General features: G+C 62.7%; 28 protein-coding genes. 14 read left to right on the forward strand and 14 right to left on the reverse strand.

The window, feature by feature from the left end:
- Positions 1 to 582, forward strand: a 582-nt coding sequence (locus BG83_RS0100645; protein WP_024974901.1) for a hypothetical protein, incomplete at its 5' end; no start/stop codon positions are given.
- 208 nt (positions 583 to 790) lie between these two features.
- On the opposite strand, the gene BG83_RS0100650 is transcribed toward BG83_RS0100645, so the two are convergent.
- The 3 genes from BG83_RS0100650 to BG83_RS0100660 are packed head-to-tail and all read right to left on the reverse strand — an operon-like array spanning position 791 to position 2633.
- A complete protein-coding gene (locus BG83_RS0100650) occupies positions 791 to 1255 on the reverse strand; it encodes a hypothetical protein (protein ID WP_024974902.1) in 465 nt (154 codons plus the stop codon).
- A gap of 45 nt (positions 1256 to 1300) precedes the next feature.
- A complete protein-coding gene (locus BG83_RS0100655) occupies positions 1301 to 2188 on the reverse strand; it encodes an ImmA/IrrE family metallo-endopeptidase (RefSeq protein ID WP_024974903.1) in 888 nt (295 codons plus the stop codon).
- Entirely contained in the window at positions 2181 to 2633 is a 453-nt protein-coding gene (locus BG83_RS0100660; protein ID WP_419177586.1) for a helix-turn-helix domain-containing protein, read from the reverse strand. The genes BG83_RS0100655 and BG83_RS0100660 overlap by 8 nt, the downstream gene beginning before the upstream one ends.
- A 1-nt stretch (position 2634) precedes the next feature.
- Between BG83_RS0100660 and BG83_RS0100665 the strand changes: the two genes are divergently transcribed.
- A complete protein-coding gene (locus BG83_RS0100665; RefSeq protein ID WP_024974905.1) occupies positions 2635 to 2940 on the forward strand; it encodes a DUF3892 domain-containing protein in 306 nt (101 codons plus the stop codon).
- A 753-nt stretch (positions 2941 to 3693) separates the two neighbouring features.
- Here the strand turns inward: BG83_RS0100665 and BG83_RS0100675 are convergent.
- The 3 genes from BG83_RS0100675 to BG83_RS0100685 form a co-directional block, all read right to left on the reverse strand.
- Positions 3694 to 4413 (reverse strand): site-2 protease family protein, encoded by a 720-nt coding sequence (locus tag BG83_RS0100675; RefSeq protein ID WP_024974907.1) that lies wholly within the window; start codon positions 4411 to 4413, stop codon positions 3694 to 3696.
- 3 nt (positions 4414 to 4416) lie between these two features.
- Complete coding sequence (locus BG83_RS0100680; protein ID WP_024974908.1) at positions 4417 to 5346, reverse strand: DUF2167 domain-containing protein; 930 nt, start codon at positions 5344 to 5346, stop codon at positions 4417 to 4419.
- A gap of 145 nt (positions 5347 to 5491) precedes the next feature.
- Positions 5492 to 6034, reverse strand: a complete 543-nt coding sequence (locus BG83_RS0100685; RefSeq protein ID WP_024974909.1) for an ester cyclase — start codon at positions 6032 to 6034, stop codon at positions 5492 to 5494.
- On the opposite strand from BG83_RS0100685, the gene BG83_RS29205 reads away from it, so the two are divergent.
- From BG83_RS29205 to BG83_RS0100720, 8 genes are all read left to right on the forward strand, one after another.
- Positions 6033 to 6296, forward strand: coding sequence for a hypothetical protein (locus BG83_RS29205; protein ID WP_152543656.1), 264 nt, complete (start codon positions 6033 to 6035; stop codon positions 6294 to 6296). The two genes, BG83_RS0100685 and BG83_RS29205, sit on opposite strands and share 2 nt — an antisense overlap.
- Positions 6287 to 6817, forward strand: a complete 531-nt coding sequence (locus BG83_RS0100690; protein ID WP_024974910.1) for a hypothetical protein — start codon at positions 6287 to 6289, stop codon at positions 6815 to 6817. Before BG83_RS29205 ends, BG83_RS0100690 begins: the two co-directional genes overlap by 10 nt.
- A gap of 109 nt (positions 6818 to 6926) precedes the next feature.
- A complete protein-coding gene (locus BG83_RS0100695; RefSeq protein WP_024974911.1) occupies positions 6927 to 7697 on the forward strand; it encodes an IclR family transcriptional regulator in 771 nt (256 codons plus the stop codon).
- Between the two features lie 59 nt (positions 7698 to 7756).
- Entirely contained in the window at positions 7757 to 8521 is a 765-nt protein-coding gene (locus BG83_RS0100700; RefSeq protein ID WP_024974912.1) for a glutamine ABC transporter substrate-binding protein, read from the forward strand.
- 18 nt (positions 8522 to 8539) lie between these two features.
- Positions 8540 to 9208 (forward strand): amino acid ABC transporter permease, encoded by a 669-nt coding sequence (locus tag BG83_RS0100705; protein ID WP_024974913.1) that lies wholly within the window; start codon positions 8540 to 8542, stop codon positions 9206 to 9208.
- Positions 9205 to 10008, forward strand: coding sequence for an amino acid ABC transporter ATP-binding protein (locus tag BG83_RS0100710; protein ID WP_024974914.1), 804 nt, complete (start codon positions 9205 to 9207; stop codon positions 10006 to 10008). Before BG83_RS0100705 ends, BG83_RS0100710 begins: the two co-directional genes overlap by 4 nt.
- A complete protein-coding gene (hutG, locus tag BG83_RS0100715; RefSeq protein ID WP_037031474.1) occupies positions 10005 to 10964 on the forward strand; it encodes a formimidoylglutamase in 960 nt (319 codons plus the stop codon). Before BG83_RS0100710 ends, hutG begins: the two co-directional genes overlap by 4 nt.
- Complete coding sequence (locus tag BG83_RS0100720; protein WP_024974916.1) at positions 10961 to 11539, forward strand: HutD family protein; 579 nt, start codon at positions 10961 to 10963, stop codon at positions 11537 to 11539. The genes hutG and BG83_RS0100720 overlap by 4 nt, the downstream gene beginning before the upstream one ends.
- Positions 11540 to 11637: 98 nt before the next feature.
- On the opposite strand, the gene BG83_RS0100725 is transcribed toward BG83_RS0100720, so the two are convergent.
- The gene (locus BG83_RS0100725; protein ID WP_003272088.1) at positions 11638 to 11922 is read right to left on the reverse strand and encodes an HU family DNA-binding protein; all 285 of its coding nucleotides are present in this window, start codon (positions 11920 to 11922) and stop codon (positions 11638 to 11640) included.
- Positions 11923 to 12233: 311 nt separating this feature from the next.
- On the opposite strand from BG83_RS0100725, the gene BG83_RS0100730 reads away from it, so the two are divergent.
- Positions 12234 to 12986: an oxidoreductase gene (locus BG83_RS0100730; RefSeq protein WP_024974917.1), complete on the forward strand. Its 753-nt coding sequence runs from the start codon at positions 12234 to 12236 to the stop codon at positions 12984 to 12986.
- A 49-nt stretch (positions 12987 to 13035) separates the two neighbouring features.
- Here the strand turns inward: BG83_RS0100730 and BG83_RS0100735 are convergent, their stop codons facing one another.
- Complete coding sequence (locus tag BG83_RS0100735) at positions 13036 to 14367, reverse strand: MFS transporter (RefSeq protein ID WP_024974918.1); 1332 nt, start codon at positions 14365 to 14367, stop codon at positions 13036 to 13038.
- Between the two features lie 180 nt (positions 14368 to 14547).
- Between BG83_RS0100735 and BG83_RS28470 the strand changes: the two genes are divergently transcribed.
- Together BG83_RS28470 and BG83_RS0100745 are read left to right on the forward strand one after the other, a co-directional pair.
- Positions 14548 to 14913, forward strand: coding sequence for a hypothetical protein (locus BG83_RS28470; RefSeq protein ID WP_080693636.1), 366 nt, complete (start codon positions 14548 to 14550; stop codon positions 14911 to 14913).
- Positions 14914 to 15067: 154 nt separating this feature from the next.
- Entirely contained in the window at positions 15068 to 16468 is a 1401-nt protein-coding gene (locus tag BG83_RS0100745; protein WP_024974919.1) for a GntP family permease, read from the forward strand.
- Between the two features lie 65 nt (positions 16469 to 16533).
- Here BG83_RS0100745 and BG83_RS0100750 read toward each other — a convergent pair whose 3' ends face one another.
- The 5 genes from BG83_RS0100750 to BG83_RS0100770 form a co-directional block, all read right to left on the reverse strand.
- Positions 16534 to 16977, reverse strand: a complete 444-nt coding sequence (locus tag BG83_RS0100750) for a hypothetical protein (RefSeq protein ID WP_024974920.1) — start codon at positions 16975 to 16977, stop codon at positions 16534 to 16536.
- 169 nt (positions 16978 to 17146) lie between these two features.
- Positions 17147 to 17914 carry a sulfite exporter TauE/SafE family protein gene (locus BG83_RS0100755; RefSeq protein WP_024974921.1) on the reverse strand — a complete coding sequence of 256 codons (768 nt, stop codon included), beginning with the start codon at positions 17912 to 17914 and terminating at the stop codon, positions 17147 to 17149.
- 64 nt (positions 17915 to 17978) lie between these two features.
- On the reverse strand, positions 17979 to 19535 hold the full coding sequence (locus BG83_RS0100760) for a glycine betaine ABC transporter substrate-binding protein (protein ID WP_024974922.1): 1557 nt from the start codon (positions 19533 to 19535) through the stop codon (positions 17979 to 17981).
- Positions 19517 to 20725: an HD-GYP domain-containing protein gene (locus tag BG83_RS0100765; protein ID WP_024974923.1), complete on the reverse strand. Its 1209-nt coding sequence runs from the start codon at positions 20723 to 20725 to the stop codon at positions 19517 to 19519. Before BG83_RS0100765 ends, BG83_RS0100760 begins: the two co-directional genes overlap by 19 nt.
- Positions 20726 to 20997: 272 nt before the next feature.
- Positions 20998 to 21270 carry a hypothetical protein gene (locus tag BG83_RS0100770; protein ID WP_024974924.1) on the reverse strand — a complete coding sequence of 91 codons (273 nt, stop codon included), beginning with the start codon at positions 21268 to 21270 and terminating at the stop codon, positions 20998 to 21000.
- Between the two features lie 407 nt (positions 21271 to 21677).
- Here BG83_RS0100770 and BG83_RS0100775 point away from each other — a divergent pair, with 407 nt between their 5' ends.
- Positions 21678 to 22484, forward strand: coding sequence for a hypothetical protein (locus BG83_RS0100775; RefSeq protein WP_024974925.1), 807 nt, complete (start codon positions 21678 to 21680; stop codon positions 22482 to 22484).
- Between the two features lie 117 nt (positions 22485 to 22601).
- Here BG83_RS0100775 and BG83_RS0100780 read toward each other — a convergent pair whose 3' ends face one another.
- Positions 22602 to 23414 (reverse strand): transporter substrate-binding domain-containing protein, encoded by an 813-nt coding sequence (locus tag BG83_RS0100780; protein ID WP_024974926.1) that lies wholly within the window; start codon positions 23412 to 23414, stop codon positions 22602 to 22604.
- Positions 23415 to 23473: the final 59 nt, after the last annotated feature.

Consider the following 23473-nt stretch of genomic DNA (forward strand, 5'->3'; position numbering starts at 1 on the left):
ACTCAGGTAACTCGCACTTTGGTTTATATCTGGAATGCAGGAAACAGGGATATTCTGGGGAGTGAGGTTTCTGGCAGGGATCCAATACGAGTGCAAGTTGAGGACGGCGCAAAACTACTGGCTGCCAACGTCATACAGACCTCGCAGGATAGTCTTGGAGCACGGACTGACGGCTATACGGAAAGGGAAAGACTCTTCGCATTCGATCGCTTGCCTCCCAAGCAAGGAGCGATTGTTGAGGTCTACCATACGTCGTCCGAGCCCGTACTGAAGGTCATTGGTAGTGTCGACGGTGTTGCAAAGATACGCAACAAGACCTCAAAGGGCGCCTATTTTGATGAGGTGCGGAAGCGGCGCAGCACGCGGCGGTTGGTTGGCGCCGCAGCAATCTCATTCGCTGCATTCGTCGGTGCTGTGATCTTCCTGATCCTATCAGGCCCCACGGTAGATTGGATGTCGTTTCTGCGGATGGCACCAATGGTCCTCACGGAGATAGCGTTCCTAACGCTGCTTCCGGGGGTAGTTGAGCGATTCAAGTTACCTGCCGGTTTGCGTGCACCTGTCGACAGCAAGAAAGAATGACTCTGTGGATATGGTGACAGGCTCCCGAAGCACGAAGAACAGAGGTCCCGGAAGGCCGCAGCGCGGGCAGAGCCAGGTGCAGAAATTCACTCAACGCATCGATGCCAAACACTGCACGCTCAAGACCAACGGCGTCCAGCTTCACGGAAAAGGACAGTTTCACCGTCAGGTTTCCTCGAGGTGACCTTTCCTCTCTCGCTCCCGGTTGTTACCGGGCGGTTCTCCGCTTCACGACCGTGCCATTCAGGATGCGGCGATTGATCTTTTCCTTCCATGCCTTCTGTGCGGAAGAGAGGACTCTTTTTCGGACAGTAGATCGAAGAAACTGAGGTTCTTTGTCGTAAAGGAAACCCTTGGCTTCCGCGTACGCGATGACCGCAAGGTTTGGATTCGCTGCGGGGTTATCCTTGATGCGGCGCAGGCCGTCAAACAGAGTGCCGGTATCAATCCCAATGAAACGATTGACACAGACGTTGCCGACGTAGGTTTGATGCCCGGTCACCGTATTACGGAGATAGCAATGTTCCTTGATGTCCTGGCCGCATGGGCATAGATCAAATTCGTCGCTAACCTCAATCGAGTCAAGCACCCACTCGGAGCGCGCCGCCTCGAAGGTGGATGCCCGGGAAAGGGGGAGGATATGTGCTTTCAGACGCTCGAAGTTGTGAGTCATGAGATCCCGCCCCGGTGGTCGTTTGAGCTCGATAGTGTCGGAAGACTACAATTTCCAGTTCCCTGCCCGCCGCTGCTCTACGAGAGTGGTGTAGGCGTCCGATTCCGGTTCCTCCTCATGATCAACGATTGAGGCTGATGGGAACTGAATCATGAAGATCAGTTGCTCGAACTGGTCGGAAACGATAGCGGATTCAATTGCCTCTTCTGTTGAGTGCCAAACTCCGACAGCAACGCGGCGGGACTTTCGCGCATCTGAAGCCGTGCTTCGGAGTTGATCCAAGGTGCCGGCCGGGAGTATTTCGCCCGGTGCCTTGTAAGCCCCCATGCGCTTCGCAGCCTGACTGGGGTAGGACCAGCGAATGAACTCATCGTGATCGGCAACAACGAGCATCGCTGCTTCAGTGGTGAACTCCAGCCACTTCAACGCCGTAGCTGTCAGAGAGGTCTCATAGCGGTCCGCACAGTGACCAAGCAGTTCAAATGAGAGTTCGTGGCCAGTGACTTGCGCCTCGAAGTCATTTCTTGGCATTAGCAGGTACGACGCAAAAGTATTGGCCTGTGCCTCAATTCGCCGCGATTCGGCACTCCCGTAATCGAGTATCTGCAGTTGGCCGCACTGGAACGTGTCGCGCTGGTTGCGATGCAGAAGATAGTGACCGAGTTCGTGCGCGATCGTGAAGTTGACGCGACCAGGAACCGTGACGCTTTCGTCGTATGAGATGCACCAGTCCTTCTTTTTCTGGCGCTTCGATAGCATGCCGTCGATGCCTTCGACTCCATGAGCAGTCACGACGCCAATCGGCTCGGGGAAACGAACTTTCGTGACCTCTAGCGCGAGATCCTTCACTCGAACAGGGAAGCTCTGACCGCTAGCGATCCAGAGCTTTGCCAGTTGTATTCCCCAACCGACTGGTGTCGTCGGGTCACTCATCGTCGATAGCCTTCAAGAATTTCTCCAGTTGTGCACGCTTCTTTGCATCAAGTTGAGACACACGCCGAAAGAAGACCTCATCAGCGTCGGAGTTCGTTAACTCCTGTTTTTCGTCGTCTAAGAGGAACTCGACGGTGACTCCGAACACTTCCGCAATCCGTGCAATTTTTTCTGCGGATGGCCTGACTACCGGGCGATTCTCCAGCTCCCAGATGTAGCTCTTGCTTGAGCCCGTTTTTTCTGCAAGTTGATCCAGGGTCAACTTCAACAGCTTTCTTTGCGCTCGAATTTTTTCGCCAAGAACGGTTGCCACAATTTTCTCCATGCTTCGGAAGTTCAGGGTAGGCGCATTTTTTTTCCTTGACAAGAGGGTTCTGAGAGCAGACACTGAAAGTGCGCCTACACCGAACTTTCGTCTTGAGGCGCCTTTTTTGAGGACTTGCAAGATGGAAACGACGATTAAGTGCACGGCCCGTCGCATGACGAACGGTGTGAATGGCCACGAGCACATTAGCCACCTGTGGTGGGATCGAATCCAAGCGGGGCGCGTGCTGGAAAGTGGCGTATGCACCCGTGAAGAGATGGTTGCCTACATCGAGGCACACGGTAACGCTGCGGTATGGTGCCCGGACCGCAATCCACATGTGAAGGGAGCATGGGTCCACGTTCAAAATAACGGCCGGATCAAGTATGTGCAGACGGTCGCCGACGGACGTAAGACGGACAACTTGCTGTCCTTGCCACTGAAGTAATCATCCCCTCAAAAGGGGGCTGGAGGAAGGCCGATGCCGTTCAGGCATCGGCGTCTTCGCGTTCTTGCTGAATATCTGTGCGCATCGTTCTCTTGGATACCTGTCACGCAATGGGGCGCTTTCAAACGCCTATAGTTAGCGTCTAACTTGCGATGAGACGCGTCGCAGCACCAGACGACGCACGCTTTGGGCTACGTTAGAGGGTGGAGGTTTTTTGCAACCATCGACGGAAGCTGGAGGGCCAGCCGATGAAAGTGCACGTGACACAGTGGGAAGACAAGCTCCGGGCAACATTCGAAGATGGTCGAGATCTCGTTTGTAGTGACCCTCAGGAGCTGGCGTTGCAGTTGCGGGGGCTTGGCGTTAGCTCAGCCGATGTAACTTTGCCTGACTGGCGAGAGGGAGACATTGCTCCGCACAGCGGTATCAAGATTGCACTGTTCGCAGCCATGAAGGGGCACGAGAGGGCTGGTCATTGACTACCACGTTGGGCATTGGCGCCAATGTTGGGAAAATTCCTTTCACCTCCCTGAGCCTGGAACTGGCCAGCAAATCACAGCCTGCAGTGATGACTGTGATGTGGTAGAAAGAGCACAAGATTTCGTGTGGTGTCCGGCGATTACTGAACTGGAAGAGATTCATTGTTCGCAAAAACGGTTTCCGAACTTTGACGCGCGCTTTCCAGACTTTATTGTCACGAGACACGAATCGCTTCGGCGACCCCAAAAAACCTCCGCTTGTGCGGAGGTTTTTTTATGCGCGCACGCTGCCGAGCATGTCGTGCAACTCGTGGCTCATCATCGCCAGAAAGACGACCAGGCCGATGTAATACACCGTGTAGGTCAGCCGAGATTCGTTCGAGATGCTGTAGTACGCACGGTTTTCCGGCGCATGCGGGTCGTAACGCCAAGCCTTCATCAGCTGCGGCACGGCCAGCACCGCAATCAGGATCAGGATGGGGCTCGGCCGCCAGATGAACAGCGCCACCAGCACCGGCACTCCCAGAAACCAGATGCGCGGCGACAGCACTGCCGTAATGCGTCCGCCGTCAAACGGCGAGAGCGGGATCAGGTTGAACAGATTGAGGAAGCAGCCGGCGTAGGCCAGCGCCAGCAGCAACTGGCTGTCGGTGTAGCGCGCGAGCCCGTAGCAGAGCATCGCGCCCACGGTGCCCGACACGGGGCCTGCGAGGCCGATATGGGCTTCGGTTTCGACATCCATCGGCTGTTCTTTCAGATCGATCCACGCGCCCACGAACGGGATGAAGGTGGGCGCCCCCACCGCCAGCCCGCGTTGGCGGGCCGCCATGAAGTGGCCCATCTCGTGGATGAACAGCAGCACCACGAAGCCCACCGCATAGCGCCACCCGAACACGAAGGCGTACGCGGCCACCGACAGCAGCATCGTGCCACCGGTGGTCAGAAGCTTGCCGAACTTCAGCCCTGAAAACAGCAGGATCAGCAGTTTGGCCACGGCTTACGCGCTCGGCTTGCGCTTGAAGAACTTGGCGATGGCCGCGCCAAAGCCCGCCACCGCCAGGATGGCCACCTTCGCAAACTTGGCCAGGAACGCAGCCATCACCGCAAACAGGCCCAGCTTCTTGGCGGCGATGCCACCCACCAGCGCGGCCAATCCGTACTCGGCCACCTTGTCGGTCTTCGAGTTGAAATCGGTGTACCGCTTGCCATCTTTGAAATCGAGATCGGCGAGCAGCTTTTGCACGGCGGGCTTGTCGGCGTCGACATGGTCGCGGCCGGTGATCAGGTTCAGGCTGATATAGCCGTCGCGGCCGAGTGCGTAGGTGTTGTAGTTGACCGCGCCGGGGTCGTCGGCCGGCTGGCCTTTGGAGCGCGCAGCCATCGACCAGATGAGGCGGTGCGTGGCGGCGTCATAGTGCGGACGCTCGACCCAGCCCTGGATTTCCAGTGCGGGGATGCCGCGCTTCTCGCGCTCTTCGTTGGCGGCAGCGGTGCCTTCCTTGAGCGATTTGTACAGATCGTCGACGTTCCAGTCGCGGGCGTCGTCATCCTTGATGTAGCCCGAGGCTTCGTACTTGGCGACCACCATCCATTCGTCATCGTCACTGGTGGGCATGACCAGACCGAGCATGTCGGGGTTGTTGCTGTTGCCCATGGCGTGCATGAGCTGCCCGGCAGCCGGCTGCGGGATGAACACCTCGTCCTTGCCGATCTTGAGCGTGGCCTGGTCACGCAGTTCGATCGACGTGGGGCCAACCTTCGCAGCGGCCTTGGCGGCGGACCAGGCCTGCTTCATTTCCTGTTGCGGATCGCTGGCCTGTTGCGCGTGGGCTGCCGTAGCGCCCATCGCCCCCATCGCACCCAGCACCGCCGCGCAGGCGAGCGTGCCCGCCCAGACGCGCAACGCGCCCTGAAACCCCTTTCCCATGGACTTCTCCCGAAGATTTTCTTGTGTGTTGATTGGCTCGATTCTTCTGATGCTTTGGCAGCCGCCGAGCGGTCTGCAAGCTGGGCCGAAGCATAGCGGGAGCGGGGAGTTGCGCTGTTAATGGGCGTTAATGAAGCCGTGTGGATTACGGTTGAAGGCCCATCTGCCGCAGCAGCGTCTGGTTGTCTTCGAGGTGCCAGTTTTCGGCGATCTTGCCGTCGGCAATCCGGTACAGGTCGAAAGCCTGGAAGTCGATCGGCTGGTTCTGCCCATGCGTGCGGCCGAACTCTCCGGTGAAGTGTCCGCGAAAGCGCAGGTGAACCGAAACGCGGTCACCGGCGACGACCATGTCTTCGATCTCCACGCGCATGTCGGGCACCGCCGTGCGGAACGCCTTGGATGCATCGAGCGGGCCTTGCGTGCCCTGCACGCGTCCGGCGGGCAATGTGCGGTCGACAAACGCGGGCGACAGGGCTTGCGTGGCATAGCCCGCATCACCGGTATGCCAGAAGGTGGCGTAGCGACGTGCGGCGAGCACGGCGGCTGCGGCCTGCGGCGTATCAGGCGCGGCGACGTGGTCCGCGCGGATGAGATCCGCATCGGACGTTGACGCAATGGCTGCGGGTGCCATTGCGAGGGCGGGCAGCGTCAGCACGGCGGCGGCAAGCAGGGCGGGGCGGATAAGCATGGTGGACTCCGTTGGTGGTGAAGCGCTGCACTGTAGATTTCCAATCACAGACGATAAAGGGCTTGTGAGTCGATCTGGTTTCAATCCAGATTTGATGATCGATCGCCATGCTGGTCGCCCGCACGAACGCAATGCTGCGCACGTGATAGCCGGTATTGCACGCCCGGCGGCGCGCAAATGGTCCGCGCTGCGCCGGGTTTTTCTAGACTGGCCCTTCATCGAACAGACGCATAAAAAACAAGGGAGGGGACGGTGGATCTGAGCTACATCCTGTCGCGCACCGAGCGCGGCTCACAGGAGCTGCAGGCGCGCAGTGGGCACGTCACGCATCGGCAGCGGGCGATCCTGCTGCTGGTCAATGGCGAACGCTGCGCGGCAGAAATCCTGGCGCAGTTGAGCAGCGTCGGCCCAGACATTGACGATCGTGCCGAAGACCTCGCGCGCCTGATTGCCGACGGCTATGTCGCAAGCCGCGCGCCAACCAAGGTGGTGCCCAAGCCCAAGACGTCGCCCCAGCCGGCGCCTGCCACGCCATTTGCGCCGCGCCATGTGCGGCAGGCTTCGATTGCGGACTGGCGCCTGAGCCAAGCGGGCGCGTTCTCGGCCTTGCAGCGTTATCTGGCCGAAGGTCCGGAAGCGCCGATCGACTTTCTGAACGGCTTGGCCGCCCCGCTGTACGCCGCGCTGACGACGTGCCGCAACGAGGCATCGGCCCACGCCGTCGTCGCGTTTCTGGAAGCGCGCCTCGATGAGGAGGCTGGGAATGTGACCGCGGCGTCCTAGGTGTAAATACTGAATTCGCGATCTATTCCCGTTAAGTGGGAATGTCGCGTTGAAGTATTGAGAAAATCGTCGCATTCTCCGTCGCAACATCACTCGACGGAGTTTCGCGATGACCGAGCCGGGCCAGACACCTTCACCAGCACAATCCGCTGCCGCTACCAGCGGCTCGGACCGCGTGCTGATGGTGCTCGCCACCATCGCGCGCCACGGCCGCCCGGTTGCGGCGCGCGAGCTGGTCGAACTGACCGGCCTGCCGCAGAGCACGCTCTACCGTCAGGTCGCGATGCTCAAGCGCTGGGGGTTCGTGCTCGAATCGGCCGGCACTTATGCTCCTGGCCCGATCAGCTTGCAGCTCGCACTGGGTTTCGACCACGCTTCGCACCTCGTGCAGGAAGCGCGCATCGGCATGGCCAAACTCGTGGCCGAGTCGGGCGAATCGGTGGGGCTGGTCGTGGCCGTCAAGGATCAGGCCGTCTGCCTGGAGATGGTCGAGAGCCAGCAGTCGCTGCGCTGCTCATTCGAAAAGGGGCGCGGCGTACCCCTGCTGGCCGGCGCCTCTGCCAAGTCGTTGCTGGCGTTCATGCCGCCTGCTGCGGCGCGCGCCATCCTCGCCGACTTGCTTGCCATCGATGCCGAGAGCCAGGCGCAACTGCAAACCGAACTCGCTGACATTCGCGCCGCGGGCTATGCGCTGTCCGAAGGCGAGGTCGACCCCGGCGTCTGGGGTGTGAGCGTGCCGGTGTTCCGTCTGCCCGGCCACGCGCTCGGCTCCATTACGTTGATGGCGCCAGCAACGCGCGTGCGTGGCAAGGAGCAACGCCTGATCGACATGACCGTTGCAGCGGCTGCATCCATTTCTGCGCGGCTGCAGGACATCTGAATTTTTGATTTTTCCGATTCTTTTTCTCACCCCACATGCATCACACAAGGAGACCACTCATGGGGAATCGTCGTCACTTCATGCATTCGATGCTGGCTTGTGCCGTGGCGTTGTCCGCTGCGGCGTCCTTCGCAACCGCTGCGCACGCTGCCGGCGAGCCACTGCGCGTGGCCACCGACGCCACGTTCGCGCCGATGGAGTTTGTCGAAAACGGCAAGCGCACCGGCTTTGATGTGGACCTGATCGACGCGCTGGCCCGCACCATGGGCCGTCCGGTCGAGTGGACCGATATCGACTTCAAGGGCCTCGTGCCTGGTCTGATCTCGCGCCGCTTCGACGTGGCCATCTCCGGCATCTACATCACGGAAGAGCGCAAGAAGGTGGTGGACTTCACGGTGCCGTACTACCACGGCGGTCTGGTCGCGCTGGTCAAGCAAGGCAACACGGCCATCAAGACGCCGGCTGATCTGAACGGCAAGAAGGTCAGCGTGCAGGTGGGTACCAAGTCGGTCAACTACCTGCGCGAAAACTACCCGAAGGTCGAGCGCGTGGAGGTCGAGAAGAACAACGAGATGTTCAACCTCGTCGAGATCGGCCGGGCCGATGCCGCTGTCACAGGCCGCCCGGCTGCCGCGTACTACGTGAAGGCGCGCCCGGGTCTGCGCCTGGTTGAGCCGGCGCTCACCACCGAGGAATATGGCATCGCCGTGCGTCGTGACCAGCCCGAGCTGACCAAGGCGTTGAACGCCGCGTTGGAGAAGATCAAGGCCGACGGCACGTACGAACAGATCGTCAAGAAGTGGTTTGGCGCCGCCGCCAAGTAACGACAGACGGACACGCTGATGGAACTGGATTTTTCTCCCGTCTGGGCCGGCTGGCACGACATCCTGCGCGGTACGCTCGTCACCGTTGAGGTGACGGCCGCGGCGCTGGTGCTCGGCTGCGTGCTGGGCCTGCTGATCGGCATCGGGCGGTTGAACCCGCGCCGCCGATTCATCTACGGCATCTGCACGGTGTACGTGACGTTCATCCGTGGCACGCCGCTGCTGGTGCAGCTCTTCCTGCTGTTCTTCGGGCTGCCGCAGTTCGACATCCTGCTGCCGGCCTTTGTGTGCGGCGTGCTGGGGTTGGGCGTGTATTCGGGCGCCTATGTGTCGGAAATCGTGCGCGGTGCGATCCAGTCGGTGGATCGCGGGCAGATGGAGGCGGCACGCTCGATCGGCATGTCGTCGGCGCAGTCGATGCGCGCCATCATCCTGCCGCAGGCCGTGGTGCGGATGATTCCGCCGCTGGGCAACGAGTTCATCGCGCTGATCAAGAACTCGGCGCTGGTGTCGCTGCTTACGATCCACGACCTGATGCACGAAGGGCAAAAGATCATCAGCGTGTCGTATCGCTCGCTGGAGGTGTACCTGGCCATTGCGCTGGTGTACCTGGTGCTGACCAGCGCTGCCAGCTATCTGCTGCATCGGCTCGAACGCCACATCCGTGCGGGAGGCATGGTGCAATGAGCATGACAAATGCGGCTCACCCGCAAACTCTCAAATCCGCGCTGGATGTTCCCATGATCCAGATCCGCGGGCTTACCAAATCGTATGGCGATCACACCGTGCTCAAGGACATCGACTTCGAAGTCGATGCGTCGCAGGTGGTGGTCGTCATCGGTCCCAGCGGCTCGGGCAAGAGCACGTTCCTGCGTTGCTGCAATGGGCTGGAGACGGCCGAAGGCGGCACCATCGACATCTGCGGCAAGCGCCTGATCGACAACGGCAAGCTGCTGCCCGATGGCGAGCTGAACCAACTGCGGCAGCAGGTCGGCATGGTGTTCCAGTCGTTCAACCTGTTCCCGCATCTTTCAGTGCTGCACAACGTCACGGTTGGGCCGCGCATGCTGAGTGGCAAGTCGAAGCAGGAGGCGGAAGCCGAAGCGCGCGAGCTGCTGCAGAAAGTAGGGCTGGCACACAAGGCCGACGCGATGCCCGCCAGCCTCTCCGGCGGTCAGAAACAGCGCGTGGCCATTGCGCGTGCACTGGCGATGCGGCCCAAGGTGATGCTGTTCGACGAGCCGACGTCTGCGCTTGACCCGGAACTTGTTGGCGAAGTGCTGCAGGTGATGAAAGTGCTCGCCAAGGAAGGCATGACGATGCTTGTGGTCACGCACGAGATGGGTTTCGCACGTGAAGTGGCCGACGTGGTGGTGGTGATGGACGGCGGCGGCATCGTCGAAGCCGGGCCACCGTCGGTCATCTTTGGCGAGCCCAAGGAAGCGCGCACGCGTTCGTTCCTGCAAGCGGTGCTGACACGCACATGACGATGACCGAAGCTGCAACGTTCGATGCCTCCATCTGGCAGGGGCGTGACGACACAGGCGAACGCGGTGACGTGACGCGCCTGTTCCAGGTCGTGCAGTCCGCCTATGCGACGACGTTGTCCGGCGCGCCTGCGCTGGTCGGGTTTGCGTGCGATGCGGGCGTGGTGCGCAACCACGGCCGCGCCGGTGCTGCACAGGGCCCGCGCGAAATCCGCCGGGCGTTGGCCAACGTGCCCGCGCATGGCCTGTCGGTGCTGGCGGACGCGGGCGATGTAACGTGTGACGACGGCGATCTGGAAGGCGCGCAGGCCGAGCTCGGCGACACCGTGTGCGAACTGCTCGATGCCGGCGCGCGTCCGGTCGTGCTCGGCGGTGGCCACGAGGTTGCGTTCGGTACTTATCAGGGCTTGCGTCAGCATTGGCAGAAACAAGGCTGGCGCGGACGTCTGGCGGTCGTCAATTTCGATGCGCATTTCGACCTGCGCACGAGCCGCCCCGGCAACTCCGGCACGCCGTTCGACCAGATCGCAGAAGACTGCGCCGCTCACGGCATTGACCTGACGTATTGCTGTCTGGGTGTGAGTCGCCTGTCGAACACACCCGCGCTGTTCGACCGCGCCGATGCGCTGCACGCGCACTACGTGGAAGACACTGATGTGCAGGAGCGCCACCTCGATGCGCGCATGACCGATCTCGATGCATGGCTGGCTGATGCCGATCACGTCTACCTGACCATCGACATGGATGTGCTGTCCGCTGCCGTGGCGCCTGGCGTGTCCGCGCCCGCGGCTTACGGCATCACGCTGCCGGTGCTTGAGGCCCTGGTGCAGCGCGTCTGTGCGACGGGCAAGGTGCGCGTGGCGGACATCGCCGAGACCAACCCCGAATACGATCAGGACCGCCGCACCGTGCGCGTAGCGGCGCGTCTGGCGTATCACTTGTTGCGCCGCTCATGAAGCTGATTCCCACAGATGCAATGCGTCGCATGCCGTGGAAAAACGGTGGCGGTGTCACGACCGAAATCGCCATCGCCCCGGCGGGTGCCACGCTGGACAATTTCGACTGGCGAGTGAGCACTGCGCAGGTGGATGCGGCAGGGCCATTCTCGCGCTTTGCCGGCATTGACCGATCGCTGGCGGTGATTGCGGGCGGCCGGCTGACGATGCATCGCGCCGAAGCCGAAGCCGTGATGCTTGCGCCCGGCGAAGCACCCGCGCGCTTTCCTGGCGAAGCGGATGTGCATGCCACGCTCGACGCGCCGCTCTCGGATTTCAATGTGATGACGCGGCGCGACGCGTGGGCACATCATGCCGAGGCGATTGCCCTGGCAGCCGGCGAGCGCCGCTCGCTGCCGCGCTTGCATCGGGGCATGCAATGGCTGGTGTATTGCGTGCACGGCCTGCTGTCGATTGGTGCCGACGATGTACCGCAGGGCGCGGCTGCATGGCTCGATGCAGAGGGCGATCCGGACACGGTTGTCGCGCGTGTCGGTTCGGTCGGTTATCTGGTGGCCTTGTGGCCGGTCGGCTGACGTTGCGCCAGATCAAACGCACCAAAAGAAAAGGGACCCCGTAGGGTCCCTTGCAAGTCTCCCGGCCCGGCATGCATGCCGGGCTCGGCAGAAGACTCTTACTTCTTCTTGTTCACGGCGTCCTTGAAGCCCTTGCCAGCCGTGAACTTCACGGTCTTGGTTGCCGGGATCTTGATGGCTTCGCCGGTGCGCGGGTTGCGGCCCGTGCGTGCTGCACGCTTGCCCGACGAGAACGAACCGAAGCCAACCAGCGTGATGGTGCCGCCCTTGGCGACGGTCTTCTTGATGTTTTCCAGCGCGGAGTTCAGCGCGCGCTCGGCGGCGGCGTTGCTCAGTTCAGCGTCTTTCGCAATGGCGGCTACGAGTTCGGATTTGGTCGTCATGTCAGTTCCCCACTTCAGGTTTGTTGGACAGCGTTGTACTGCGACCCGTTTTATATCACCGTTGCGAAGGGTTGCACATCCCCTAACTGCAAGGGTTTGCGGGCCGTTGCTTGCAGCCGACACTTGCCCCGTCTAGGTTTGCGGGCGGGTATCCGGGAAACACCTGATATCGACAGGGTTTGTTTGCATTTCCGCCAGCGTTCTTCACGCTAGAAACGCACCGAAAGCGCGCAGGCGGCACTGCAGCAAACTGATCCGCCAGACGCCGTACACTGTGTTTCTGGGCCCGTGCAAACTTCATGGAGAACATCATGTCGAGTTCGCAAATGCCTGTCGGACAAGGCTTCGCGGCCGGCGGCGAAGCGCCGGAGCGCCCACGCGGACCGGCCGTTCTGGTGGCCGGCGCCAACGGGCTGGTGGGCCGCGCCGTGGTGCGTCGTCTCGTCGCGCAGCCCAGGGCGGGCGGCGTGACCGCGCTTGTACGGCGGCGCGGGGCCTTGACAGCAGGGCAGGCGACGCCCGGTCGATTGCGTGAATGCGTGGTCGATTTCGAGCGCCTGGATGCGCCGGAAATCCGGTCTGCGTTTGCCGCCGATATCGTCATCTGCGCGCTTGGCACGACGATCCGGCAGGCGGGCTCGCAGGCGGCATTCCGGCGCGTTGATGTCGAGTATCCGGTAGAAGTGGCACGGCGGGCGTTTGCTGCCGGCGCGCATCATTTTCTGCCGGTGAGCGCGTTGGGCGCCGATGCACGATCGGGTGTCTTCTACAACCGCTGCAAGGGCGAAGTGGAGGCGGAAATCCTGTCGATCGGCTTTCCGTCGGTGACGGTGGTACGGCCTTCGCTGCTGCTCGGCACACGCGCAGAATTTCGGCTCGGTGAACGTATTGCGCAAGGCCTGTCGCGCGCAATCGGATGGATGGTGCCCAAGACATGGCGGCCGGTGTCGGCGGAATCGGTGGCGGCGGCGCTCGTCATGGCAGCGCGGGTGGATGCGCCGGGCGTGCGCGTGCTGGAAAACGCAGGGTTGCTGGGCGCAAAAGATGAACGGCCGGTGGGGTGATCCACCGGCCGTTTTTCGCTCGTGTTTCGCGTAGGGTTATTTCAAGCGATTACTTTTCGATGGGCTTGCCTGTGCGGTCGTGCATCAGCGACAGCGCAAACACGCTGATGATCGCCGCTGCCATCACGTAGTACGACGGTGCCAGCTTGCTGCCGGAACTGGCAATCAACCACGTCACGATCAGCGGGGCAAAACCACCAAAGATCGTGACCGCCAGGTTGTACGAAATCGACAGGCCGGTAGAGCGCACCGCCGTCGGAAACTGCTCGGCCAGCACGGCCGGCGCCGGGCCCGTGAACGCCGCCAGCAACACACCCAGGATCACCTGCACCTGCAGCAGCGTTTGCACCGTCGGGTTGACGTTGAGCCAATGGAAGAGCGGATACGCCGCAGCTGCGATGATGAGCGCCACCGTGCCCAGCATGCGCTTGCGCCCGATGCGGTCGGACAGCGTGCCCATCAGCGGGCACAGCACGAAGATGATCGCACCGCAAAGCGCCGTCGACTGGAACGTCGCGCCCAGGGGCAGACCGAGCTGTTGCTTCGCGTACGTCGGCATGTAGAACACCAGCGTGTAGGTGCAGACGGTCCAGAGAATCGTCACGCCCAGACCGCCGAGCACTTCGCGCGGATGATCGCGCAGCACTTGCGACAGCGGCGCCAGACGCGACTCTTTCGCGGCCTTTGCCTTCTGCGCTTCGAACGCGGGCGGCTCGTGCAGGTGTGAGCGGATGTACATGCCGACCGGCCCGATCAGCAGGCCGAACAGGAACGGAATGCGCCAACCCCACGCATCGATCTGCTCGGGCGACAGACCATTCGTGACGATCGCACCCATGGCGGCACCCAGGATGAACGAGATGCCCTGGCTCGCCTGCTGCCAGCTTGCGAAGTAGCCGCGCCTTTCGTCCGGCGAATACTCGATCAGAAACGCCGTTGCGCCACCGACTTCACCGCCGGCCGAGAAGCCCTGGATGAGCCGCGCGATCACGATGAGGATGGGTGCGCCGATACCGATTTGCGAGTACGTCGGTGCGAGGCCGATGAGGGCCGTGCCGATCGCCATCAGCATGATGGTGAGTGTGAGTGCAGCCTTGCGGCCCACGCGGTCGGCGTACACACCGAGTACGACGGCGCCGACCGGGCGCATGAAGAACCCCACGCCAAACGTGGCGACCGTCAGCATGAACGAGGTGAAGTCATTGCCTGTGGGAAAGAACAGCTTGGCGATGATGACGGCGAAGAAGCTGTAGACCGTAAAGTCGAACCATTCGAGGCCGTTGCCGATGGTGGCGGCGATGATGGCCTTGCGTCGGGTGGCCGCAGAGATGGCCGGTGCCGGTGCCCGATCGCCGTGGGTGGGCGCTGCCGTGGCTTGCATGGATGTGTCCTCCAGTGTTTTATGGGCATCGCCTGCCTCGATCTCTCCCCAGCGCGGGCGGCGAAGCGGTCATGGTAAGTGATCCGGCAAGGATTCGCTGCGGCGGTATACGAAGTCCTTGGAATTGAACCAGCCAGACACTGTCGAATGCATATGCACATGCATCCAACGGAGCACATCATGAACCGCACGCCGCAACCTGGAGGTCGTTTAGGCGCCATCCTGCCGGGCGCGGTGGCCGCGTGCGCGGCCATCTTGCTGGGCGGCTGCGTGGTCGCACCGTATTACGACGCCTACGGCAACCCGATCGCGCCCGCAGCCGTGGCGCCTGCGTATCCGTCCTATCCGTACGATCCCTATTACTACTATGGTCCGGCCTATTACCCTGCGCCGGTTTACCCGGCGCCGATCTTTGGCAGCGTGTGGATTGGCGGGGGCGGCTGCTGGGGCTGCCATCACGGTTGGGGTGGCCGGGGATGGGGCGGGCGCGGCTGGGGCCATGGAGGGGGGTGGGGGCACGGAGGAGGCGGGGGGCATCGTCATTGAATCGTCATCGTCGACGTGACGAAGACGCCCATCCCGCGCGGCTGAACGCCAGTTCCGCCGTCAGTTCAATACGCGTGATTGCGTAACGGAATCTGTTGCATCGCGACATACAATCCTTCGCTCTTAAAAAGAAAAGCATGCGAGGAGATTGTCGATGTCCGTCATCATCGTGCTGGCTGCGCTGGCATTTCTGATGTTCGCCGCGTATCGCGGCTACAGCGTCATCCTGTTTGCACCGTTGGCCGCCTTGGGCGCGGTGTTGCTGACTGATCCATCGGCTGTGGCGCCGGTGTTTTCCGGCATCTTCATGGAGAAGATGGTCGGCTTCGTCAAACTGTATTTCCCGGTGTTTTTGCTCGGTGCGGTGTTCGGCAAGGTGATCGAGCTGTCGGGCTTTTCACGCTCGATCGTCGCGTCGGTCATCCGCGTGGTGGGAGCCAAGCGGGCGATGCTTTCGATCGTGCTGGTGTGCGCGCTGCTGACATACGGCGGCGTGTCGCTCTTCGTGGTGGTGTTTGCGGTGTACCCGTTTGCAGCGGAGATGTTCCGCCAGGGCAACATCCCCAAGCGCTTGATCCCGGGCACGATCGCGCTGGGCGCGTTCTCGTTCACGATGGATTCATTGCCGGGCACGCCGCAAATCCAGAACATCATCCCGACCACGTTCTTCCACACCACCTCGTGGGCTGCGCCGTGGCTTGGCACCATTGGCGCGCTGTTCATCATCGTGGTGGGCATGTCGTATCTGGAATGGCGCCGCCGCGCAGCGGTGCGCAATGGCCATGGCTACGACCACGGGCTTACCAAGCTGGTGAACGAGCCCGAGACAGCCGACACCGGCACGCTTGCGCATCCGCTCGTCGCGCTGTCGCCGCTGGTGCTGGTGGGCGTGATGAACCTGCTGTTCACGCGCTGGATTCCGGCGTGGTACGGCAAGATCGTCACGGTTGCGTTGCCGGGCCTGCCCAAGCCGCTGACGGTTGAAGCCGACAAGCTGACCGCGATCTGGGCTGTGGAGGCTGCGCTGTTGATCGGCATCGTCGTGGTGCTCGTGTTTGGCTTCCGCGCCGTGAAGGGCCGCTTTGCCGAAGGCAGCAAGGCAGCGGTGTCGGGTGCGCTGCTGGCCGCGATGAACACCGCTTCGGAATACGGTTTCGGTGGCGTGATTGCAGCGCTGCCGGGTTTCCTGGTGCTGGCCGATGGCCTGCGCGCGATTCCGAATCCGCTCGTCAATGAAGCCGTGACGGTGAGCACGCTTGCGGGCATTACCGGTTCCGCATCGGGCGGCATGAGCATTGCGCTGGCGGCAATGGCCGATCAGTTTGTGCAAGCGGCGCAGGCGACGGGCATTCCGATGGACGTGCTGCACCGCGTGGCGGCAATGGCTTCGGGCGGCATGGACACGCTGCCGCACAATGGCGCCGTCATCACGCTGCTCGCCGTGACGGGCCTCACGCATCGCGAGGCGTATCGCGATGTGTTCTGCGTGACGATCATCAAGACGCTGGCCGTGTTCTTCGTCATTGCGGTGTTCTACGCCACCGGCATCGTCTGACGCAGACATCGCCGCAATGAAAAAGCCGACGCACAAACGTCGGCTTTTTTCATGGGCAGATACGGTTATTGCATGCTGCCGCCAGCTTCCGAGCGGCGTTCGCGGCAGACGCGCTGCGCTTCACCCACCAGTGAATCGCACTGGTTGGCGCGATGTGACCAGAATGCACGGTCCGACGACGATTCCGTCGTCGCCTTGGCCTTGCCATGGCGGTGCGTGACGTGCTTGTCGACCCACTTGTCGGTCTTCATATGCGCACGATGGACTTTCTGTTTGAGCGTGCCGGGCGTGGCTTCGGGTTGCGCGCCGGTGGCGTTGTTGTGATAGCCGGGATTGGCAGCGGCATCGGCGTTGCGCTGAACCTGGGTGCGTGGGCCCTCCATTTGGCTGTCGACGCCCGTCACTGCGCTGTGATCCTTCTGCTGGGCCTGCGCGGGCGCCGCGCCGATCCACGCACAGGCGGCCACGGCGATCGCCGCGGCCAGACTCGACATCTTGCGTGCTTGCATGCTCGTTCTCCTTGTTGTGAAACGGGGCGGACTCCATGACACGCATGCGGCGTGCCATCCTGGCGCGCGTCCCAAACGTCACAATAGGAAAGCGGCAAACCGGCAGACAGTAGACGTTGACTGAACCGTCTGTCGGACAAACGCTGTCAAGCAAGGTCGGATGCCGCTTTCAGGCCCGCATGAACAGCCAGACCGTCAGGATGATGCCGACGATGACGACGAAGCCGCGCAGCACTTTTTCCGGCAACCGGTGCAGTAGCCACGCGCCGGCAAATCCGCCCGCGATGCCGCCGATGCCCAGCGCCACCACGGCTGCCCAGTTGACCTGCGGCGAGAAAGCAAACACCGCCACGGCGGATGCATTCATCGTCATGGCGAGCACGTTCTTGGTCGCGCCCGCCATGCGCACCTGCTGGCCGGCCACAGTCAGCGCCGCGAGCATCAGGAAGCCGATCCCGCCGCCGAAGTAGCCCCCGTAAATGGCAATCGCAAACTGCGCGGTCGCCAGCGCGGTGGTCGAAATGCCGGATGTCGCGTGCAACGGCTTGCGGCGGAAGCTGCCCCACGCAAACACGCTGGTCGCAAACAGCACGAGATACGGCACCAGCTTGGCAAAGAACGACGGCGGCGTCGCCAGCAGCAACAGCGCGCCAAGCACGCCGCCCACCAGACTGATGACGATGAGTTGCTTGAGCGAGAGGTGATGTTCGCCAGCATCGACGCCGCCGGCCAGTTTGCGCCCGGCAATCGATGAGGTGATCTGGCTGGGGAACAGCGCGATCGTCGAAGTCATGTTGGCGCCCAGCGGGTTGAGCCCCGCCAGCAGCAAGGCCGGAAACGTGATGAACGACCCGCCGCCCGCGAGGGCATTCTGGGCGCCGGCATAGACGCCGGCCGCAGCGACGAGCAGGGCGGTGGAAAACGGAAGCGTGGTCATAAGCGGGGTGTGCAAGGCGGCTGGAATGACCGCGATGGTAATGGAACGCCCACGCGCGCGCTCGTCAGTGCAGCGGGGTGTCGCTGCCGTGTCGGCGCAGCCACCATTCGACCACCTCGAACGCCCCCTGCACGAGCAGCGCCAGCACTGCGGCAGGGATGGCGCCCGCGAGCAGCGTTGCACTGTCGTTGAGTGCGAGCCCCGTGGCGATGCGTTCGCCATAGCCGCCGGCACCGATGAACGCCGCGATGGTCGCCGTACCCACGCTGATGACCGCGGCGGTTTTGACGCCGGCCAGGATGACCGGCAGCGCCAGCGGCAGATCCACCACGCGCGTGCGTTGCGACGGTGTGAGCCCCAGCGCCAATGCCGCATCGCGCAAGCCATCGGGCACCTGTTCCAATCCGACAATGGTATTGCGCACGATGGGCAACAGCGCATAGACCGCCAGCGCAATCAGCGCCGGCACCACGCCAATCGATCCGACGATTGGGATGAGCATCGCGAGCAAGGCCAGCGACGGAATCGTCTGCAGCACGCCCACGACGGCAAGGATCGGCTGCTTGATCCGGCGACGCGCGGCCACGAGACCCAGCGGCACGCCGAGCAGCACGGCAATGCCAGTCGAAATACCCACCAGCATCAGATGCCGTTGCGTGAGCCGCCCAAGGCCGTCCGTCAGCCGGGTGAAGAATGCATGAGCCGGGGTAGCGGCTGGCGTGCTGCCATGCCCGGCGAGAAACTGCAGCGCGGCTTGCGAGAACGACTGGCCTTCGAGTTCGACCGCCGCATTCATCGCCACCATATCGTCGCGCTGGATGCGCCCAGCGAGTGCGCTGATGGCCTGCCATTGCGCCGGGTGCCGTTGCGCAACGTCGGCGCGGTAGAGCAGCACGGCGTCGTAGCGCGGGAAGACGTGCGCAGGGTCGTCGAGCACACGCAGATGTTCGCGGCGGATCTTGGCGTCGGTGGAGTAGATGTCGATCACGTCGACCTGGCTGGCGCGCAGCGCGTCGTAGGCGACGCCGTGGTCGAGGCCCGTCGGGTGTTGCGGCAGCTTGTAGTGCTGCGCAATGGCCGGCCAGCCATCGGCGCGGCCGAGAAATTCGTGCGACAGGCCAAGCCGCAGCGCCGGGTGCGTCGCCAGATCGGCTAGCGTGCGGATGTGCTCGCGTTCGGCATCGGCGTTGCGCATGGCAAGCGCGTAGGTGTCTTCAAAGCCGAGTGGCACGCCGGCCGCCAGGCCCATCGGCGCTAGGCCACGGTTCACGTCCGCCAGCAGCGCGGCCTGATCGGGGTTGGCAGCCTGCTCGGCAGGCAAGTGCAGGATTTCAGCGGCGATGGTGCCGAGGTAGTCCGGGTAGACGTCGATGCTTCCGTTCTTGAGCGCGGCAAAGACGATGGCGGTGTTGCCCAGGCCCGGTACGTGTTCGGCGGGGCCGTGCGGGGCTGCGGTCTGCGTGAGGATCTCGCCCAGCACGTACGACTCGGTGAAGCGTTTGGAGCCGATCCGCAGTGGTTGTTCGGCGAAGGCCGATGCGCTGCACGTCAGCCAACCCAGCGCAAGCCATGCCAGCAAGCGCCACAGAAAGGGACTACGGATCAGTCGCCGTGTATCCAAAGTTCGTTGAGGTCGGTCAGGCCCCAGTCGCGGGGTTCTTCTCGCGAGACGATCTGGTCGCCGGTCTGCGCCAGATCGATGAGTTCGGGCGCAATCCGCGTGCCCGACGATATTGAGAAGAATACCTTGACCGTGGGCGTGAGCAGTGCACCCGGCGCATGCTGCATGACCACCGCCAGCCGGCCCGAACGCAGCCGGACCAGCGAGCCTACCGGATAGATGCCCACGCTTTTGACAAACGCGTTGAACACCATCGGGTCGAAATGGTTGCCGCGCCATTCGACCATGCGCTGCACCGCGTAGGCGGCTTCCCACGCTTTCTTGTACGGGCGGTCGGACGTGACCGCGTCGTACACGTCGCAGATGGCGCCCATGCGCGCAAACAGCGAGATGCCTTCGCCAGCCAGCTTGTGCGGATAGCCCGTGCCGTCCATGCGCTCGTGGTGGTGCAGGCAGACGTCGAGCGCGATGTCGCGCATGCTGCTGTCGCCGGCCAGGATGTCGTGTCCTGCCTGCGGGTGGACGATCACGTGGCGGAATTCAGCATCGGTTAGCGCGCCGGGCTTGTTCAACACCTCGGGCGGAATCGCGATCTTGCCGATGTCATGCAGCAGGCCGGCCAGGCCGGCGTCGCGGACTTCGTCATCGGACAGCCCCAACTGGCGGCCCAGCGACACCATCAGCGCGCACACGGCCACGGAATGCAGAAAGGTGTAGCGGTCTTTCGTTTTCAGGCGCACGAGGCTGGTCAGTGCGCTGGGGTGCCGGTCGACCGAGCCGGAAATGGCTTCCACCAACGGCAGTGCGTCGCGCGCTTCGATCGTGCGGCCCATGCGCGCGTCGGCAAACATGGCCTGCACGGCCACCTCGGCCTTGCTGATGAGGCGGGCGGCGCGGCGCATTTCTTCCGCATACGTGATAGGGCGGGGCGCGATGTTGGCGTCGGCCGAGCAGGCGGGCGGTGCCGGGACTTCGGGCGCCGGAGGTGCCGCATTGGCGGCGGCTACGTCGGTGCCGCGCGTGGTGTCGATCCACACCTCACGTACGCCGCTGGCACGCAGCCGCTGCAATTGGGTGGCGTCTTCCACGCGAAAACGGGCCCGCCAGAACGGGTGGTCGAGCCACGAGCCGACAAATTCGTCGAGGTACATGCCCACCCGCAGGTGTTCGATGGCGATGCGCTTGCGCATGTTGATATTCAGAGATCAGTCCGTGGCGAGGCACGTTTTGCGCAACGGGTCCAAGGGAAGGCGGCCCGCCAATGGATGCATTCTCTTTTATCGGACGCGCGCCCGGGGCCTTGAGGGAGGAAAAGTCCGGGCTCGCAAGGTGAACTCTGCGGGTGTAGGCAAAAAAAAAGCGGCCAAACGGCCGCCTCGTTAAGCCGGTGCCGGTGCCTACTGGGGCACCTGGCATCGGGGAGGGAGAGTGATACGGGTGATGCGGACAGCGGATGGACGACTTATTGACCGTCGCTGAACGGGTCAGCCTTGCCGACCAGGGCGCCGTCGGTGTACGGATCGGCCTTGCGCAGCGCGCCATCGGTGTACGGGTCAGCCTTGCGCACAGCGCCGTCGGTGTAGACGTCAGCCTTGCGGGCGCCGTCGGTATACGGATCAGCCTTGGTCACGGCTTGGCCGTTGGTGTACGGGTCTTGGCGTTGCACGCCGGCAGCGAAGGCGGGAACAGCGGCAACAGCGATCAGCGAGGCGAGAATCAGGTTCTTGGTCTTCATGATGGACTCCACTACAGGGGGGTGAGCATTGCCGCAGGGCAGTTTCGCTGCAGTGCGGTAACGCGATGGCATAAGCTTAGTCGTTGCTCGAAGGGTAAAAAAGCAGTTCTATTAAACTCTTTGTTCAAAAAAGAAGAACAATTGTGGACCTTCAAGCACCGCAATCTGCACATAAGTCATTGAATTGACATGCAAATGTGTGATGCGGGATAACCCTTAATGCGAAGGTGTGACGGCTGGCGCGGCAAAAAATTCCTGTCTGGATGCGCCCCGATTGTTGCGGCGCATTACAGACAGGGGGATTTCCCTCCCCCCAGCCCCCCAAGTGGCGGCTAAACATTCGGCGTGGATGGTCGTTGATGCAGGTACGGGCGGCGTTTTCCGCCCCTTGCAGCAGGAAGGTCATCATGTCCATCACCACCGCTTCCATCGCCCGTTTTGAGATTGACGGCGTCGCTTATCAGGCGAGGCTGTTTGCCATGCCGTTCCACGTGCCGGAAAACGGCCGCGTGCGCGCACATGCGATCGGGCGTCCGGACATGCCGTTCAGCGGTGTGCATGTCCTGGCCAACTGGCTGGAAGAGCGCGTGCTGCCCAAAGGCGTGGGCCTTGTGATGGCCGATCGCCTGTTCTCGCATGGCGCGGTAGACCAGTGGTCGGGCGCAGACGGTGCGCGTGCGGCCAAGGTGCTGTCGCAAGTGGCGCTTGGCAGCAAGAGCAGCCACCGCCTGTGGCGCAACACCGTGGCGGGTGGTTTCCGCGATGAGACCGCGTTTTTCCTGGGCGCCGCCTTTGTGCAGACCGACGCCGCCGTCGACGACATCCGCCTGCTGGGCGACCTCATTCCCGCAGCCGAATGGTCCGGCGTGGCCGACGCCGCTTCGACCATGATGGGCCTGCACCTGTATCGCCCTGACGAGCCCGAAACGCTGGTGAACTGCGCGCTGCTGGCGCCGTCCTGGACGGAAACCGCCGTGGAACGCGCCGACGGCTACCGAGCGCTCACGCTGCTGCATTCCTTTACCGAAGACGACGAGGTCATCCACGTCGACATCGAACTGCTGCCGCCGGGCCAGGTGGTGTTGCAGGTGGAGTCCTGCTCGACGCGTTTCTCCGCGCGCTTCGACCCCGCACTTCTGGGCCGCGACATGACCGACGCACTGCTGCGCGACGCGCTGGCCCTGCAACACGGCGATCCGGCCAGCCTCCACTAAGCTTGCCGGCCGCTTTCGCTTGAGCGGCGCACGACGCTGCAAGGCGCGCACTTTCACGGCATCATCTCGGCTTCCTGCAGCTAGGCGCGCCGCGGCGGCCTAGCCCTGCCTAACCGCTTACTTGGCCGGCGCATTCCACGGATACGCCAGCCACGCATCAAAGCGCTTGGCGAACTCACCGCTTTCGGTGGTCTGCCGCAGCCACTGGTCGACGAAGTTCTTGAACACCACGTCGCGCGGCAGCAGGTAAGCCTTCTCGGAGAAATCGAACGGCGCTTCCGGGTGCACGGCGCACAGCTCCGGGTGCAGCTTCTGCTGCAGCTTGGTTTCGACCGCGTCGGTCATCATCAGGTCTGCGCGGCCAGCGACGATCTCGTTGAAGATCGTCACGTTGTCCGGATACACGCGAATCTGCGCCTGCTTCAGATGCTCGCGCGCGAATTTCTCGTTGGTGCCGCCCGGGTTGACCACCGCGCGCACATTCGGCTGGTCGATCTGCGCCAGCGTCTGGTATTTCGCCTGGTTCTCGCAACGCGTGATCGGCGTCTTGCCATCGCGCTGATACGGGATCGAATAGAACGCCTTCTTTTGCCGCTCCAGCGTGACCGACACACCGCTCATGGCGATGTCGTAGCGGTCAGCGGCAAAGTCCTGCATCAGCGTCGACCACGTGGTCGGCACGATTTCCAGCTTCACGCCGAGTGCCTTGGCCAGGCGCTCGCCCATCTCGACGTCCAGGCCGATAAAGTGGCCATCGGCGGGGTTCTTGTAGGTGAAGGGCTTGTAGTCGCCGGTGGTGCCGACGCGCAAGGTGCCACGCGCGATGATCTCGTCGAGACGGTTGGTGGCTTGCGTGGTTTGCGCCAGGGCGGGTGCCGCGGCGCAGGCGCACAGCAGCAGGGCGCCGGCGCGGATGAAACGGTTGAACATGGAATCCCCTCCTGAAAAGTCAAAAGCGCGGCCGTCCAGCCAGCAGGGCCGGCCGCGCC

Origin of the sequence: Ralstonia pickettii (assembly GCF_000607165.1) — a bacterium.
In the GTDB taxonomy this organism is placed as follows: domain Bacteria; phylum Pseudomonadota; class Gammaproteobacteria; order Burkholderiales; family Burkholderiaceae; genus Ralstonia; species Ralstonia holmesii.

Coding starts and splice junctions, on each gene's coding strand:
- BG83_RS0100650 (WP_024974902.1), bottom strand. CDS start 1,255: ATGACTCACAACTTCGAGCGTCTGAAAGCACATATCCTCCCCCTTTCC.
- BG83_RS0100655 (WP_024974903.1), bottom strand. CDS start 2,188: ATGAGTGACCCGACGACACCAGTCGGTTGGGGAATACAACTGGCAAAG.
- BG83_RS0100665 (WP_024974905.1), top strand. CDS start 2,635: ATGGAAACGACGATTAAGTGCACGGCCCGTCGCATGACGAACGGTGTG.
- BG83_RS0100680 (WP_024974908.1), bottom strand. CDS start 5,346: ATGGGAAAGGGGTTTCAGGGCGCGTTGCGCGTCTGGGCGGGCACGCTC.
- BG83_RS29205 (WP_152543656.1), top strand. CDS start 6,033: ATGGTGGACTCCGTTGGTGGTGAAGCGCTGCACTGTAGATTTCCAATC.
- BG83_RS0100685 (WP_024974909.1), bottom strand. CDS start 6,034: ATGCTTATCCGCCCCGCCCTGCTTGCCGCCGCCGTGCTGACGCTGCCC.
- BG83_RS0100695 (WP_024974911.1), top strand. CDS start 6,927: ATGACCGAGCCGGGCCAGACACCTTCACCAGCACAATCCGCTGCCGCT.
- BG83_RS0100700 (WP_024974912.1), top strand. CDS start 7,757: ATGGGGAATCGTCGTCACTTCATGCATTCGATGCTGGCTTGTGCCGTG.
- BG83_RS0100705 (WP_024974913.1), top strand. CDS start 8,540: ATGGAACTGGATTTTTCTCCCGTCTGGGCCGGCTGGCACGACATCCTG.
- BG83_RS0100710 (WP_024974914.1), top strand. CDS start 9,205: ATGAGCATGACAAATGCGGCTCACCCGCAAACTCTCAAATCCGCGCTG.
- hutG (WP_037031474.1), top strand. CDS start 10,005: ATGACGATGACCGAAGCTGCAACGTTCGATGCCTCCATCTGGCAGGGG.
- BG83_RS0100720 (WP_024974916.1), top strand. CDS start 10,961: ATGAAGCTGATTCCCACAGATGCAATGCGTCGCATGCCGTGGAAAAAC.
- BG83_RS0100725 (WP_003272088.1), bottom strand. CDS start 11,922: ATGACGACCAAATCCGAACTCGTAGCCGCCATTGCGAAAGACGCTGAA.
- BG83_RS0100730 (WP_024974917.1), top strand. CDS start 12,234: ATGTCGAGTTCGCAAATGCCTGTCGGACAAGGCTTCGCGGCCGGCGGC.
- BG83_RS0100735 (WP_024974918.1), bottom strand. CDS start 14,367: ATGCAAGCCACGGCAGCGCCCACCCACGGCGATCGGGCACCGGCACCG.
- BG83_RS28470 (WP_080693636.1), top strand. CDS start 14,548: ATGAACCGCACGCCGCAACCTGGAGGTCGTTTAGGCGCCATCCTGCCG.
- BG83_RS0100745 (WP_024974919.1), top strand. CDS start 15,068: ATGTCCGTCATCATCGTGCTGGCTGCGCTGGCATTTCTGATGTTCGCC.
- BG83_RS0100750 (WP_024974920.1), bottom strand. CDS start 16,977: ATGCAAGCACGCAAGATGTCGAGTCTGGCCGCGGCGATCGCCGTGGCC.
- BG83_RS0100755 (WP_024974921.1), bottom strand. CDS start 17,914: ATGACCACGCTTCCGTTTTCCACCGCCCTGCTCGTCGCTGCGGCCGGC.
- BG83_RS0100765 (WP_024974923.1), bottom strand. CDS start 20,725: ATGCGCAAGCGCATCGCCATCGAACACCTGCGGGTGGGCATGTACCTC.
- BG83_RS0100770 (WP_024974924.1), bottom strand. CDS start 21,270: ATGAAGACCAAGAACCTGATTCTCGCCTCGCTGATCGCTGTTGCCGCT.
- BG83_RS0100775 (WP_024974925.1), top strand. CDS start 21,678: ATGTCCATCACCACCGCTTCCATCGCCCGTTTTGAGATTGACGGCGTC.
- BG83_RS0100780 (WP_024974926.1), bottom strand. CDS start 23,414: ATGTTCAACCGTTTCATCCGCGCCGGCGCCCTGCTGCTGTGCGCCTGC.